General features: G+C 37.0%; 1 protein-coding gene. It reads right to left on the bottom strand.

Features of this window, described 5'->3' with window-relative positions; translation table 11 throughout:
• Nucleotides 1-4: 4 nt before the first annotated feature.
• A partial coding sequence (locus HMPREF0520_RS06435; protein WP_006729703.1) for a restriction endonuclease subunit S domain-containing protein occupies nt 5-654 on the bottom strand: 650 nt, incomplete at its 5' end.

Here is a 654-nt window from a genome sequence, read left to right as displayed (position 1 = left end):
CAGCTTAGAGGTCAAGGTTGGAAACGTCTACTTCGTCGGACATAAGGCGAGGAAGCAGTGCATTACGTATTTCTCGTAACCGGTTATTTTCGAAATATGAATTTTGAATTTGACGGAGCATTGGAAGTACAATTTCATTGAATTTTTTTGCAATTTCAGGTGTTGGGATGATTATTTCCATATCTCCCAAACCTCCTTCCCAAATGGCATACGGCATAGTTGAACCTTTTGATGTACTTTGAGCATAATCAATGCTGCTTTCTTGGTCACAGCACAAAAGTGCAAAACTAAGATATTCATTATTATATGGTGCAAGGGTGAAACATGTTGTTCTTGTAATGCCATCACAGGGAGCAAGGACAACACGATGAAAATATACTCTCATTGCACCAATAATGATGTCATCTTTGTCAAATGTTATTAAACTGCTTTGAGCTTCGGCATTAGGTTTGAAATCAGTTAATGCAAATGTTCTCATTGGAATAACATCAATAGGAAGATAAGGCAATGTTGTGTTTTCTCCCGTTTTAATTGATTGACGCTTTAATTTCAGTATGTCTTTCAATTTGCCTTTTTTCCAGTCGGAAAGCATAGTATTAGCAAAAGGGTCAAAATCAACAAACCAAGCTTTGAATAAAGAACGTGCTTGCTGCT

It is taken from the genome of Lactobacillus iners DSM 13335, assembly GCF_000160875.1.
Taxonomy (GTDB): domain Bacteria; phylum Bacillota; class Bacilli; order Lactobacillales; family Lactobacillaceae; genus Lactobacillus; species Lactobacillus iners.
The sequence above is the reverse complement of the archived record's forward strand: the minus strand, read 5'-3'. Positions and strand labels throughout refer to the sequence as shown.